Genomic DNA, 12,985 nt, shown 5'->3' with positions numbered 1-12,985 from the left:
TTAAGTTTAGCAGGATTTGATATAAAAACTAGCGAGTATCGGCCGAACATTTGCCCGTTACTTTAACATTAAGCAGGAGTGGCTGCTTTACGAAAATGAATCAAACAAGCAATCAAGACGGCAAGCAATAAAGCCAATAAGAACAACAGTGAAATTTGCGAGCCTGTAGTGGTGGCAGCGATGAAATCTGATTGGGCTTGCTGCGCTAAATTGATGATTGTCGCAACAATCGCGGTGGCAACCGCGCCAGAGAATTGCTGCAAGGTATTGAACAACGTATTTCCATCGCCGTACTCATCTTCAGATAGTAAATTCATCCCCGTGGTCATTAGGTTACTGTAAGAAAAACCGATACCGATCATATAAAAAACATGTCCTGCAACGAAACCAAGTAAAAACGGCGAGCGTAACAACAGAGTCAACGCGATCCAGCCGATGGTGGCAAAGCTTAAGCCTAGTAAGATTGGTTTTTTCGCACCAAATGAATCCAAGACACGCCCAGAGATTGGTGCTAAGATCGCCCCAACAGCCGCACCAGGCATCATGACAAGGCCGGCAATAAAGGCGTCTTTACCTAAAACGATTTGAACGAAGTTAGGCAAGACAAAGGAAATGCCTAATAATAAGAACTGACAAACTAAGAAACCGCACAAAAATAGTACGAAGACTTTATTTTTCAAAACAGTGATTCGGACTAATGGATTTTTTCCCCGTGTCGCTTGCCGATAGAAGATCAATAAGCCAAGGATACCAACTGCCAATGAAAGTAGACTCGCTAAACTTCCAATTTGATTTAAGAACATCAATAGTCCGCTGAATAGCAATGCAACGCCAATGAGACTGACAATATCTAATGCACCAGTTTTTTTGACAGATATTTCTGGAATGGCATAAAGACCAATGATTAGTGAAAGCACTAAGATAGGTAATAAAAATAAGAAGATCGCATGCCAAGAAAGACTTGCAGTCATAATACCGCCATAGGTTGGTCCGATTGCTGGAGCAATGGACGTTGTCAGTGTGCCCACACCCATCATCGTTCCGCGCTTATGCATAGGGGTGAAATTTAAGATAATGTGGAACATCAAGGGTAACGCAATTCCGGTACTAATCCCTTGCAATAAGCGTCCAATTAACAAAATACTGTAAGAAGGAGACCACAAATCTGTCATCAATCCAGCAATGAAAAAAAGATTCGCGATGATAAACAATTTTCGAATCGAAAAATTTTTCAATAGATAATTGGAAAAAGGCACCATAATAGAGATGACTAAGAGATAAATGGTCGTGACCCACTGCACCATCCCGGTGGATATTCCGAACTGCTTGATCAGAGTGGGGAAGGTCACGTTCATGGCGGTTTCGATTAAGACTCCGGCAAAGGACATGATCCCAGTGGCAAGGACAGCTAGTAATAAATGGATTTTCTTTTCTTTCATATAATAACCTCACTTTAATTCGACAAATAACTTTAAATTCGGGCGTCTCCATTATTTATTTTGCCAGAGTAAGAAGCAGCTTTAATGGCAGGCACTTCTTTCATTGCGCATAGCATTCTGCTAAACTGCTCAACGCTTTTGGTTATGAATCTGCTTGTATTTATTTACTGCAAAAAGCAGAACTGACAAAAAGAGAGGTGGTTTCTAAATTAATAGAAACCGCCTCTCTCTCGACACGCATTACGTGTTATCTGTACGATTTATTCACAAAAAGCATTTTAAAGCTTTTTATGGAGAAGGTCAAGTCTAGCGTTGGATCAAAAAGCTGATAATGGCAAAAATTGCAATGTGTGCGGGATAGAAAATATAGAAGAAATTCCGCATACTGCGACCTTTTTCACCATTGTATAAAATGATTGGAATTGCTGAAAACATCATCATCCATTGGTAATTCATCATAAACGCATGCTGTATACCGCCACCGAAAATCAGGGTTAGTAACGCAATGACAACAAGTGCTGCAACCTGTAAAAATTTCTTGCCGTGGAAAAGATAGAATAGAACTGCTAATAAAACAAATAGAATTCCGCCTTCAGTTAACAATAGTGTTGGTACAAGTAAATTAAATGCTTGGAAAAAAAGCATGCCGAATTTAGAATCAAGTAATCCGCTAGACAACAGGCCGATTGTCAAAACACTTAATAGGGTTGGAACAAGGAACCAAATTACTCCCTTAGCCACTTTACGGTCTTTAATATATTCGCATGCTTGCATGTAGACAGTACCTAAGAATAACGTGCCAAAAATATTATTAATAACGATTGCGTCTCCAACCGCAAAATAGCGATTCAAAATCATATTGATAATTCCCATCAGCCAAAAACCGGCTAATAAACGAAACATATATTTTTTTCGATTACGGGTGTGGACAAAACCTTCTGAACTTTCAAAAAGAAAAATTGGTGCGGCGATTCGACCAATCCAATGAAACCACATGGGCACTCCTAAAAATAGAAAAAACTCCGCAATGTGATCGAGTACCATGGTCACGACCCCTAAAACTTTTAACTGGAAACCATTCATCCCTTTATTCATAAAAAAATCCTCTCTTTCTTAACAAGAGGATAACGAAATTTTTTCCATCCATCCATTTATTGAGCGAACAATCTTCTTACAAAAATGTGAGATAGAAATGTCAGAAAATTCTTTAAACTCATTGACAATAAATGGAACCTCCGTTATCATTACAATCATAAATTAATTTAAATGCCATTTAAATTTAATTTTAAAAGGAGAATTTCTATGAACGCGACGACTACTAGACAAATGATCATTATTATTAGACTGAGGACTTGAAATCTGTTTTGGAAAAACAGTTTGAAGTCCTGTTTGACATTTGTTGAGTGGGATTCTCCAAGCATCCCACCAATCGGTGAGATGCTTTTTTCAGTTTAGCAGAGTAATAGTCTTGTTTCGGTTGAATGATTTGTTGGTTAATTGTAATGAAAAAAAAGGAGTGGAGCAATTGGAAAATAACGTAACAGAAGTGAACTTTCAAGAAAAATCAATCTATACGGTGGAAACAACGGAGGCACCACAAGCAATTGGACCATATGTCCAAGCAAAAGTTGTAAACGGCATGCTGTATGCTTCTGGTCAGATCGCGTTAGATCCAGTAAGCGGAGAATTAGTCGGAGAAACGATTGAAGACCAAACGTATCAAGTATTACGAAATGTCGGCGGGGTATTGAAGGCTGTTGGAGCAGATTACGACAAGGTAGTAAAAACGACTTGCTTCTTGAAAAACATGTCTGATTTTGCAGCATTTAACCAAATTTATGCTAGCTTTTTTGATAAGGAAAAACCCAGTCGTTCTTGTGTGGGTGTCGCAAACTTGCCGAAGGATGCGTTGGTAGAAGTTGAGATTATTGCGGTTGTTGAGTAAACGTCAATTTAATAAATACGTTTAAAGCCTTCCTATCAATAATTGGAAGGCTTTTTTATGTTGGTGAAATAGTCATTAGGCTTCATTTTCTAAAATAAGGAAAAAATCAATTTTAAGAAAACGCTTGCAATAGGTTTTTCGAGGTGCTATTATGGACGTGTTAACAGGTTAACGTGTTAAGTAGATAGGAGGAGCTAAATCATGGCCATAGCAAAATATGAAGAAATAAAACAAGATATCGTCAAACGAATCTTATCGAAGGAATTTCAACCCGGACAAAAAATTTCTAGTGAAGCCGATTTGAAGAGTAAATACAACGTCAGTTCCACAACGGTAGTCAAAGCGCTAAATGAACTTGTTTCTGAAGGATACGTTCACAGAATCCAAGGAAAAGGTACCTTTGTTACGAAAGCACTTAGAGGATCAACTGTACGATACTTCGAGAATGACTATAAATATTACGATCGCAGCGATGAGCACACAGAGGTCATTTCTGTTCAAAATGAGTTGACTTCAGAAATTCTTGGTGAGTTTGATGAAGGTATCGAAGTTCAGAAAATTACGCGATTGAAGTATGCGCGGAACGAAGCGATTCAACTGGCAGTGACCTATATTGATTCAAATTACATCCAGGGAGCTTCTAAGGAACAGCTGAAATCGATCTATGACACGGTTCGCGAGAAGAAAAATATTAATTTATTTAATGCCAAGTTTGAAGAAAATTTCAAAATTTTATTTCCTGTTCCTGATGATGTAAAAAAACTACTGAAGTTGTCTGACTCAGAGCCAGTTGTACTCATGACGCAAAAAACATTTTCAACCGATAACAAGTTAATTGAATTTATTCTGTCATATAAAAAATATAACTACTTTGATGTCACTGTGGCATCTGTCTAGGAAGGTGAGAAGATGATTCTTTTATGTGGACATGGCAAGTACGGGGAAACGATAAAAAATAGTGTAGAGATGATTGCAGGAAAGCAGGACAATATCTTCTCGATTGATTTTACAGAAGAGATGTCTGTGACAGATATTATCGAGCAATACAATAAACGGATAGCATTTGCTGAGGATGAGGTATCAATCTATTGTGATATTCCTGGAGGCAGTCCAGCAAATGCGGCTCTGTTGACCAAAAAGAATAGTAACGGGATACGGGTATTTACGGGATTGAATCTATCAATGATGCTCAGTCTGGTCATGGGGGAAAGTATCGAGAATAGTTTGATTGGTGCAAAGGAATCTATCAAGGAATTATAGAAATTGGAGGCGAGGAAAATGATCGTGAATGTTCGAATCGATGAACGCTTGATCCACGGACAGGTAGCAACAATGTGGACGAATCACTTAAAAGTAAATCGGATCATGGTAGTCGATAATGTAGTAGTTAAAAATGAGATGGAAAAAGATGTTCTCAAGATGGCTAAGCCCAACTCAGTCAAGCTCAGTATTTTGACCACAAAAGGAGCTTCTGCTCGAATAACTAATGGACAATACGATGATCAAAGAGTTTTTCTGATCGTCAAAAATCCAGCAACGCTCGTTGAGTTAGTGGACAATGGCGTGATGTTGGAAGAGATAAACATTGGGAACATGTCAGCCAAAAAAGGCTCAAAACAAGTCGCAAAATCAATTGGTGTTACACCTGAAGATATTGAAGCGTTCAAACATCTAAATGAGAAGGGTGTGAAATTAGTCGCCCAGATGGTACCTAATGAGGACAAAAGCGATTTTATGAAATTGTTGAGAGAGGAGAATTAATATGGAGCTAGCTACTTGGCAAATTGCTATTTTAATCATTTTTTCGTTCTTTTGTATTTTGGACAACTTAACGTTAGTCATCGGAATGCAGTTTCCGGTAATCGTAGGGACCATTGCCGGATTGATCGTTGGGGATGTTACTTTAGGATTGACAATCGGAGCTACCTTGCAACTAATGGTTCTTGGGGTGGGAACTTATGGAGGCGCTTCCGTTCCGGATTTCACGACCGGGGCGATCGTTGGTACAGCCTTTGCGCATATCTCTGGTAAAGGGATCGAGTTTGCATTAGCGATTGCGGTTCCAGTAGGGCTGCTGATGGTTCAATTAGATGTCCTAGCTCGTTTTGCCAACACGTTCTTCTTACACAGAATTGATAAAAACATCGAAGAGTTAGATACAAAAGGAATTGCAAGAAATACGGTTTTAGGAATGTTTCCTTGGGGCTTATCTCGTGCTATTCCAGTAGGGATCATGCTCATTTTTGGACAAAAAGTAGTTGATGTGATCGTCAATGATATGCCTGATTGGCTAATGGGCGGATTGAAGGTAGCAGGAGGCTTGCTTCCGGTAGTCGGGATCGCTGTTCTGTTGAAGTATCTTCCCACGAATAAATATATTGCCTACTTGATTGCTGGCTTTTTCCTCGCGGCTTACTTAAAGGTCCCTATGCTGGGTGTGGCTTTAGTCGGTTTTGCACTAGCGATCAATCATTTCAATCATAAAGCTGGTGAGGATAAGAACGTTGAGACCGCGACAGTGGCAGCGGCTAATGCAACGATCACTTTAGGAGGTTATGAAGATGGAGAATACGAAGAATAATATTATCACTAAAAAAGACCTTTTTCGAGCGAGTTATCGCTGGATGTTAGGAAGCCAAATTTGTTGGAATTATGAACGTATGATGTCTACTGGCTATATTTACACGATGCTACCTTTCCTAGAGAAGAAATATAGAGATAACAAAGAACAGTTAAAAGAAATGCTGGAGACCCACAACCAATTCTTCAACTGTAATCCCATGATGGGACACTTTATTGTCGGGATGGACTTGGCGATTGAAGAACAGGAAGGCTTCGAATCGAAAGAAGTTATTACCGGGATCAAAACCGGCTTGATGGGGCCATTCGCTGGAGTCGGTGACACGATCTTTGGGGTTCTACTACCGACGGTTTTAGGATCGATCGCGGCTTACATGGGACAAAAAGGCAATGTAACAGGGGTAATCATTTGGTTATTGGTAAATATTGCCGTTTGTATCGCCAGATTTACCTTCCTTCCATTCGGCTACAAGCAGGGGCTGAAGTTGGTCAATGAATTCAGCGATAAGCTTAATGCGCTAACAGATGCGGCAATTTTATTAGGGGTGACAGTTGTCGGAGCTCTTATTCCAACTGTTATTACCGCAAATGTCTCTTTCGTCTATAAGTCTGGCGAGGTTACGATGAAATTGCAAGAGATTCTTGATCAAATCATGCCGGCCCTTATTCCAGCCTGCTTGGTCGCTCTCGTTTATTGGCTGTTAGGTAAAAAGGGGATGACATCAACAAAAGCTATTCTGTTAGTTATGGTACTATCGATTGTTTTCTACAATCTTAGAATTCTAGGTTAAATGGTACGTAGTTTGCAATGAAAAATAATATATCAGAATGAAAAAGGGGAAAGAAAAATGACATTAGAATTTTTTGAAGAATGTAAACGAATAACGCAAATTATTGAGGAAAACGAAGGGGAAAACATTTCTAAAGCGGCTGAGATTGTAGCCGAAGGAATTATGAACGGAGGAATCACTCAAGCGTTTGGTAGTGGACATTCTTATGCAGCGGCGATTGAAATCAGTGGACGTGCGGGTGGGCTAATCACATCAAAAACAATCATGGACCCGGCTGGCGGCATGTATGAACAGTGTGCAGGTGTTGGGAAAACTTTGATGCATAAAGTAATGGTTGATCCTAATGATATCTTCTTCTTGATCTCAAATTCAGGCAGAAATCCAATGGCTATTGAAATTGCGGAAGAAGTCAAAAAGCGTGGCAATAAACTGATCGTTGTTACTGCTTTGGATATTTCGAAAGCAACGACTTCGCGTCATCATAGCGGAAAAATGTTATACGAATTTGCAGATGTTGTACTAGATAATCACTCAGGATTTGGTGATGCGGCATTAGAAATCGAAGGTTTAGAAACAAAAGTTTGTGGAACCTCTTCCTTTGCAGCGACATTACTTTTGCAGCAAACAATGTATGAAGCAATCAAGATCATGGTGGAAAAAGGCTTTGAACCGCCGGTATATATGAGTGCCAATGTTGATGGCGGGCATGAACGGAATTTAGAAATAGAGAACAACTATGCTGATCGGATCTTCCACATTTAAGAAGTTAGGTCTTAAACTTGTCTTTTTCAAGTTTGAGGCCTTTTTAGAATTTTGGGTCAATCTTGAAAAACTAAGTACATGATTGGAGTTAGTCAATGAAGGCAATTGCAGAGATTAGAAAGCAGACCTATTCAAAGAAATGGTCACGGTATGGAACAAAGGATATTCTTCCTTTTTGGATTGCCGATATGGATTTTAAGTCACCAGAGTTTTTAGCAGAACATTTAATCAATAGAGTAAAAGCGGACTATTTTGGATATACGGACATTTCTAAAGAAATAAATGAAGGAATTAGTAGCTGGTATGAAGAACATTATAATTGTAAAGTTGATGAAGCGGACATTCTTTTTTCAACCAGTGTTTTACACAGCTATCGCGTAATTTTGGAAACATTTATAACAACAGAAGGAAAGCTTTTATTGTTTACACCAATCTATCCGCCATTGATGACTATCGCGAAAAATTGTGGAATTGAAGTGATTGAAGTACCGCTTTTAAATAGGGATGGCAATTATCAGGTTGATATTGAACGAACAAGGCAGTTCTTGACTGATGATCAGAAGATTGAAGCCGTCGTTCTGTGTAACCCTCATAATCCAGTAGGGCGTGTTTGGAATGAACAAGAATTAAGTGAAATAAAGCAACTAGTACAAACGAAAAAACTATATCTAATTTCTGATGAAATCCATGGAGATCTTATCTTTAAAGGCCATACCTTCCATTCTGTTTTACGAAACTGTGAGCCTGAAGAAAAAATAATCGTTCTTTCTTCCCCAGCAAAAACGTTCAATGTTGCAGGAATAAAGGCTTCTTATACCATTACTAGAAATCCTGAAATAAAGAGAAGAATGGAATTCGTTTTTAAATTGAATGGGTTAAATGACTTAGATCTATTTGCAATAGAAATGTTAAATACTATATATAGTCATCCTGAACAAGCGCTTGCGTGGTTAAACGAGCTGATTGAGCACTTAGAAGAAAACTATCATTATCTTGAACAACTTATTGCTGGAATTGAGCGGGTTGAACTAATCAAATCTGAGGGCTCCTATCTCGCATGGTTGAGGATCATCGATAGTCCATGCGCTGATTCTGATGAGATTAGAATGGTTCTGAAAAATCAGTATGGTGTTGATGTGCATGAAGGGACGATTTTTGAAGAGGGTGACGGTGATTATATTCGGATAAATTTCGGCTGTCCATTGGATATTTTAAAAGTAGGAATGGCTCGATTTATGAGAGCCATCGAAGAAAAAGCAATTTAAAAAAGAATATCAGATCAACTTTAATCGGGGTGGCTGACAAGAAAGGAAACAATAAATTATCAAGATAAGTTGCTGATTGAGAGGTTTAATTAGATGATAAACGTTTTGAAAATAAAGTAAGAAAAAGGAGATACAAAATGATTAAAGAATTTTGTGCTGAAAATTTTGAATACATTCCCCAAGCCATTGCCGCGGGTGCTGGCAGAATTGAGCTTTGCGATAACCTTGCACAAGGCGGAACCACACCCAGCTATGGTGTAATCAAGCAAACTCTTTCTTATACGAAAAGAAAAAATGTCCCTACCATGGTAATGATCAGACCAAGAGGCAGGGACTTCGAATATGATGAAGCAGAGGCAGCAATCATGAAAGCAGATATAGAGATATGCCAAGCATTGCAGGCAGAGGGTATCGTATTTGGCTGTCTGAAAGAAGGATGGCTGGATGAAGAGCTGATCCAGATACTATTAGATCAAGCGGGGAATCTAGACGTTACATTCCACATGGCTTTTGACGAATTAAGTATCGAAAATCAGTTTAAAGCAATTGATTGGTTAGCAGACCATGGTGTTAAGCGCATTTTGACCCATGGTGGACCGGCTGATAACACCATTATTGATAATATTCCCCATTTAATAAAGTTGATCGATCATGCCAACCGACGAATCATTATTTTACCAGGGGCAGGCATTCGTTTTGATAATGTGGATTATGTTCTTGCCCAATTAAATCTATCTGAGGCACACGGTACACGAATCGTTGCTATTTAGATTAAATATGTAAAATAAAAATAAATAGTAAGGCAGCAATGGTTTGAACAGCGCCAACCGATAGTCCGTAAAGTAAAAAGCGTGGGCCTTCTTTTAAAAATTTTCTGAAGTCTAGGCGCAATCCGATTGCGGCCAAAGCAGTCGTTTCAAACCAAGTACTGATGAAATGCGCACCATCGCTAAAGATTGGCGGCAGTGAAAAGAAACTATTGATGATACAGAAAATCAAAAAGCTAGTAACATACCAGGGGATCGGGAATTTTTTCTTTGATCCTTTAGTTGTCTTTAGTCCATCTTTTTGTGCTTTGCGTTCGAACAAGAAAACGACTACGACTAAGAAAATGATCCGTGTTATTTTAAAGAGCATAGAGTATTTCACTGTTTCAGGATTAACCAAGCTAGCGCCAGCAACAACTTGTCCCACCGATTGCAACGTTCCGCCAAGTAAGGCACTTTTACTTAATAACGTATCTCCGAAAAGTGACATTCCTAAAAAGGGGAGTGTCAACATCATTACTGTTCCTAGTAAATTAACAAGGGTAATAATTTGACCTTTTTCCTCATCGTTTGCTTCAATCGCCGGTGCAATCGCACCAATCGCTGATGAACCGCAAACGGCATTTCCACCAGCCATCATCAAAGCCATTTTTTCATTAAACCCAAGTTTACGACCGATCCAATAAGCACCGATGATAACGGTAGTCATGATTAGCAGGATAAAAATCAATCCTTTGATGCCCATTTCTCCAATCGTTTGGAAGGTGACGGTGAGCCCAAGCAGTACCACCGAATATTCTAGTAATTTGCTTTCTGAGAACTTCGTCCCAGCGGCTAGATCCGGTTGTTTAAAGAAGGTATTTCCCAAAATGATTCCTAATAGGATGGCTAAAGTGGCACCACCAAGCTTAGGTAAAAACAAAGCGAATAGTTTTGCAATGATTGCTACTCCTATGGACAAGCTTAAACCAGGTAAAATCGGTTTTGTTTTAGTATAAAAATTTGTAAACATCGTTAGACCTCTTTCTTATAAAATTGAAGGGTAACTACTTATTGGGCAAGTGAAACCACCCGAAAATTAGATAGTTCTTGTTATTAAAAAGCTTTTCTTACGTAAAAAATCAATTGATTTTCATTGGTATTTCATTTGCATGATAAATTATAACCGATATCTTCCATTATTATAATTTATTGATATAATACCTTAAATAGAAAAAAATAATGGAAGTGATTGCGATGTTCAAATGGTTAGAAACGTTCAAAGTAGTTTATGAAACGAAAAACTTTTCTAAAGCATCAGAGATTTTATTTATTTCCCAGCCAACTGTCTCAGCCCAAATCAAGCAATTAGAAAATGAATTTGGAACACAATTATTTATCCGTAGCGGAAGAAAAGAAGTGTTAGTAACACCGCAAGCAGATATTTTATATGAACGGGCCGTTGATTTAATGAACGATTGGGAAAATTTATATCAAGCTGTTCAAACCAATCAACAACAGATTATTCGTTGCGTGATTGGGGCTTCCCATACATTTGCCACTTATGTCTTGCCGTCACTTCTAATCCAATTGCAGCAGGAATTTCCGCATATTCGTTTTAGTGTTCAAATGATGAACTCTTTAGAGGTTTTACAAGCGGTAGAGCATCATACAGTAGATCTGGGATTTATCGAGAAGCCTTTGTCTGCTCCTACTATTAAGCGTTTTTCATTGATGGAGGATCAGTTAGTTTTAGCAGGGAATCTAGAAAAGGGTCCATGGCTGGTGAGAGAAAATACATCCGGAGTCTATTATTACACAAAACGATTTTTGGAGGAAAAGGATATAGACAGTCCAGTCATGGAAATCCAAAATAATGAAGTGATTGTGGGCTTATTGAAGCAAGGCTTTGGCTGTTCATTAGTTTCGGAACGAGCGGTTGAAGGAATTTCACATCAGAGATTGGACGAAAGCTACAAGCGGAATTTTTATCTCATCCGACGAAAAACCAGCGCTTCTGATGATATTGTGAAATGTGGGGAATTCATTTACGAATGGAGTAAGCAGCAATAAATGAACGGCAAGGCCCTTCATAATGAGAAGAATTGTTACAGTTTTTTAATGAGCCGATTAATCGGAAAGACACAAAAGACAGCCTACCGGTAAGCGGTAGACTGCTTTTTAGTTACTTCATTTGTGCTGTGGTCAGATTGTTCAAGAAAATGACGGTTTCTTCTAAACGCTGAAAGTCGACGATCGATAAGTTATCTTTTGGTGTATGCATGACCGCTTCCATCAATAGATAGATTTGTGTTGAAGTGATCGCGACCGCCGGGATTCCTACTCCGGCAAACAACATATGATCGCCCATTGGCCAAGGTTCGACTTTTTTGATGGTGGAATAATCCGTCGTAAAGTTTTCCAGCTGTTCGGTTAGTTGATCTGGACATTCGTAAAGGGAGTAGGATATCGTACTATTTTGCATCCCGGCACCGTCTACGTTAATGGCGAATTCATATTCTTCAGGGTGGTTTAACGATTGTTCCATAAACATCATTTCCCCGGGCATTGAATAGTAGTCTTCACCATTAAACAAAACAAATTCAAGTTGATTGTCTAATTCGTTTTGGATCAATTGTTCAGCTAACGTCAGTAGAACTGCGACTCCGGTACCGTTGTCTAACGCACCCGATGTGGTAGGCTTCGTGTCGATATGAGCAGAGTAAGCAAGCTTTTTTCCTTTGCCGAAAGTAGCAATCACGTTTGCGGCAGTGGCTGGTTTACGCTCTGTCATCAGACGTAAGTTAGCGGTTTTTCTATTTAACAGCGAAGATAAAAGAGCACCTTTGACTGTTCCACATGGAACATTGAAGTCGCCATCTTGGATAATCGGGACTGGAACCTCCTCAAGAAAACTAACAGTAATCACAGCTAATGGCTGTTTTTGTTCTAATTCCCGAATAATTGCTTGGTGCTCTTCGCCATTCCAAAAGACCATACTTTTAGGCATAATCGGTTCTTTGCAAAGCTCTCCATACATAACACAAATCTTATTGGTTAAATCCGCTGCTGCTAATTCTTGGATCGTTTGGACACAAACCAACTCGCCGCTGACATTACAAGGCATCGCATATTCCGCAGCCGCTACTTCCACTGTTTGACCATCAACAATTAGTTCTGCGCCATTATTTTGCCAATCCATACAAGGAAACTCCTGCAATCGAACCTCATAGCCTAAAGAACGAAACGTCTCCGCTGCGTAGTCAACTGCTGCTTTATTTCCTGCCGATCCAGTCGCTCGAGGACCGATTTCCTGACATAATTTTTCCATGTGACGTACTAAGCTGTTTTTGATAATTTCCATTTTGGAACACTCCTTTTCCTTTTAAAGTATTTATTTTTCTTCCAGAAAAATAAATCTGATTGTCAAGCCGTATGTCATCCAACTATACTGTTT

At 39.0% G+C, this 12,985-nt stretch carries 14 protein-coding genes; 10 read left to right on the top strand and 4 right to left on the bottom strand.

Annotated features, from left to right (window positions below; translation table 11 throughout):
• Window positions 1–68 precede the first annotated feature (68 nt).
• On the bottom strand, window positions 69–1,439 hold the full coding sequence (locus OMU_RS20540; RefSeq protein ID WP_016181786.1) for an MFS transporter: 1,371 nt from the start codon (window positions 1,437–1,439) through the stop codon (window positions 69–71).
• A 306-nt stretch (window positions 1,440–1,745) separates the two neighbouring features.
• A complete protein-coding gene (locus tag OMU_RS20535; protein ID WP_016181785.1) occupies window positions 1,746–2,534 on the bottom strand; it encodes a TraX family protein in 789 nt (262 codons plus the stop codon).
• Between the two features lie 430 nt (window positions 2,535–2,964).
• Between OMU_RS20535 and OMU_RS20530 the strand changes: the two genes are divergently transcribed.
• From OMU_RS20530 to OMU_RS20490, 9 genes are all read left to right on the top strand, one after another.
• A complete protein-coding gene (locus tag OMU_RS20530; RefSeq protein WP_016181784.1) occupies window positions 2,965–3,384 on the top strand; it encodes a RidA family protein in 420 nt (139 codons plus the stop codon).
• Window positions 3,385–3,585: 201 nt separating this feature from the next.
• Window positions 3,586–4,281: a GntR family transcriptional regulator gene (locus OMU_RS20525; protein ID WP_016181783.1), complete on the top strand. Its 696-nt coding sequence runs from the start codon at window positions 3,586–3,588 to the stop codon at window positions 4,279–4,281.
• A 12-nt stretch (window positions 4,282–4,293) separates the two neighbouring features.
• Window positions 4,294–4,644, top strand: a complete 351-nt coding sequence (locus tag OMU_RS23790; protein WP_016181782.1) for a PTS sugar transporter subunit IIA — start codon at window positions 4,294–4,296, stop codon at window positions 4,642–4,644.
• Between the two features lie 18 nt (window positions 4,645–4,662).
• Window positions 4,663–5,145, top strand: coding sequence for a PTS sugar transporter subunit IIB (locus OMU_RS23785; RefSeq protein ID WP_016181781.1), 483 nt, complete (start codon window positions 4,663–4,665; stop codon window positions 5,143–5,145).
• 1 nt (window position 5,146) lies between these two features.
• Complete coding sequence (locus OMU_RS20510) at window positions 5,147–5,965, top strand: PTS mannose/fructose/sorbose/N-acetylgalactosamine transporter subunit IIC (RefSeq protein ID WP_016181780.1); 819 nt, start codon at window positions 5,147–5,149, stop codon at window positions 5,963–5,965.
• Window positions 5,940–6,755 carry a PTS system mannose/fructose/sorbose family transporter subunit IID gene (locus OMU_RS20505; RefSeq protein ID WP_171030568.1) on the top strand — a complete coding sequence of 272 codons (816 nt, stop codon included), beginning with the start codon at window positions 5,940–5,942 and terminating at the stop codon, window positions 6,753–6,755. The genes OMU_RS20510 and OMU_RS20505 overlap by 26 nt, the downstream gene beginning before the upstream one ends.
• Window positions 6,756–6,812: 57 nt before the next feature.
• On the top strand, window positions 6,813–7,517 hold the full coding sequence (locus tag OMU_RS20500) for an SIS domain-containing protein (protein ID WP_016181778.1): 705 nt from the start codon (window positions 6,813–6,815) through the stop codon (window positions 7,515–7,517).
• Window positions 7,518–7,612: 95 nt separating this feature from the next.
• Window positions 7,613–8,782: a MalY/PatB family protein gene (locus tag OMU_RS20495; protein WP_016181777.1), complete on the top strand. Its 1,170-nt coding sequence runs from the start codon at window positions 7,613–7,615 to the stop codon at window positions 8,780–8,782.
• A gap of 137 nt (window positions 8,783–8,919) precedes the next feature.
• Window positions 8,920–9,552: a copper homeostasis protein CutC gene (locus OMU_RS20490; protein ID WP_016181776.1), complete on the top strand. Its 633-nt coding sequence runs from the start codon at window positions 8,920–8,922 to the stop codon at window positions 9,550–9,552.
• A 1-nt stretch (window position 9,553) separates the two neighbouring features.
• Here the strand turns inward: OMU_RS20490 and OMU_RS20485 are convergent, their stop codons facing one another.
• On the bottom strand, window positions 9,554–10,561 hold the full coding sequence (locus tag OMU_RS20485; protein ID WP_016181775.1) for a YeiH family protein: 1,008 nt from the start codon (window positions 10,559–10,561) through the stop codon (window positions 9,554–9,556).
• Between the two features lie 224 nt (window positions 10,562–10,785).
• On the opposite strand from OMU_RS20485, the gene OMU_RS20480 reads away from it, so the two are divergent.
• Window positions 10,786–11,601 (top strand): LysR family transcriptional regulator, encoded by an 816-nt coding sequence (locus tag OMU_RS20480; RefSeq protein ID WP_016181774.1) that lies wholly within the window; start codon window positions 10,786–10,788, stop codon window positions 11,599–11,601.
• Between the two features lie 112 nt (window positions 11,602–11,713).
• On the opposite strand, the gene OMU_RS20475 is transcribed toward OMU_RS20480, so the two are convergent.
• A complete protein-coding gene (locus OMU_RS20475) occupies window positions 11,714–12,892 on the bottom strand; it encodes a M28 family metallopeptidase (RefSeq protein WP_016181773.1) in 1,179 nt (392 codons plus the stop codon).
• Between the last annotated feature and the right edge of the window lie 93 nt (window positions 12,893–12,985).

This window comes from Enterococcus avium ATCC 14025, assembly GCF_000406965.1.
GTDB lineage: Bacteria > Bacillota > Bacilli > Lactobacillales > Enterococcaceae > Enterococcus_A > Enterococcus_A avium.
This window is presented reverse-complemented; position numbering and strand designations above follow the sequence as displayed.

Coding starts and splice junctions, on each gene's coding strand:
- OMU_RS20540 (WP_016181786.1), bottom strand. CDS start 1,439: ATGAAAGAAAAGAAAATCCATTTATTACTAGCTGTCCTTGCCACTGGG.
- OMU_RS20535 (WP_016181785.1), bottom strand. CDS start 2,534: ATGAATAAAGGGATGAATGGTTTCCAGTTAAAAGTTTTAGGGGTCGTG.
- OMU_RS20525 (WP_016181783.1), top strand. CDS start 3,586: ATGGCCATAGCAAAATATGAAGAAATAAAACAAGATATCGTCAAACGA.
- OMU_RS23790 (WP_016181782.1), top strand. CDS start 4,294: ATGATTCTTTTATGTGGACATGGCAAGTACGGGGAAACGATAAAAAAT.
- OMU_RS23785 (WP_016181781.1), top strand. CDS start 4,663: ATGATCGTGAATGTTCGAATCGATGAACGCTTGATCCACGGACAGGTA.
- OMU_RS20510 (WP_016181780.1), top strand. CDS start 5,147: ATGGAGCTAGCTACTTGGCAAATTGCTATTTTAATCATTTTTTCGTTC.
- OMU_RS20505 (WP_171030568.1), top strand. CDS start 5,940: ATGAAGATGGAGAATACGAAGAATAATATTATCACTAAAAAAGACCTT.
- OMU_RS20500 (WP_016181778.1), top strand. CDS start 6,813: ATGACATTAGAATTTTTTGAAGAATGTAAACGAATAACGCAAATTATT.
- OMU_RS20495 (WP_016181777.1), top strand. CDS start 7,613: ATGAAGGCAATTGCAGAGATTAGAAAGCAGACCTATTCAAAGAAATGG.
- OMU_RS20490 (WP_016181776.1), top strand. CDS start 8,920: ATGATTAAAGAATTTTGTGCTGAAAATTTTGAATACATTCCCCAAGCC.
- OMU_RS20485 (WP_016181775.1), bottom strand. CDS start 10,561: ATGTTTACAAATTTTTATACTAAAACAAAACCGATTTTACCTGGTTTA.
- OMU_RS20480 (WP_016181774.1), top strand. CDS start 10,786: ATGTTCAAATGGTTAGAAACGTTCAAAGTAGTTTATGAAACGAAAAAC.
- OMU_RS20475 (WP_016181773.1), bottom strand. CDS start 12,892: ATGGAAATTATCAAAAACAGCTTAGTACGTCACATGGAAAAATTATGT.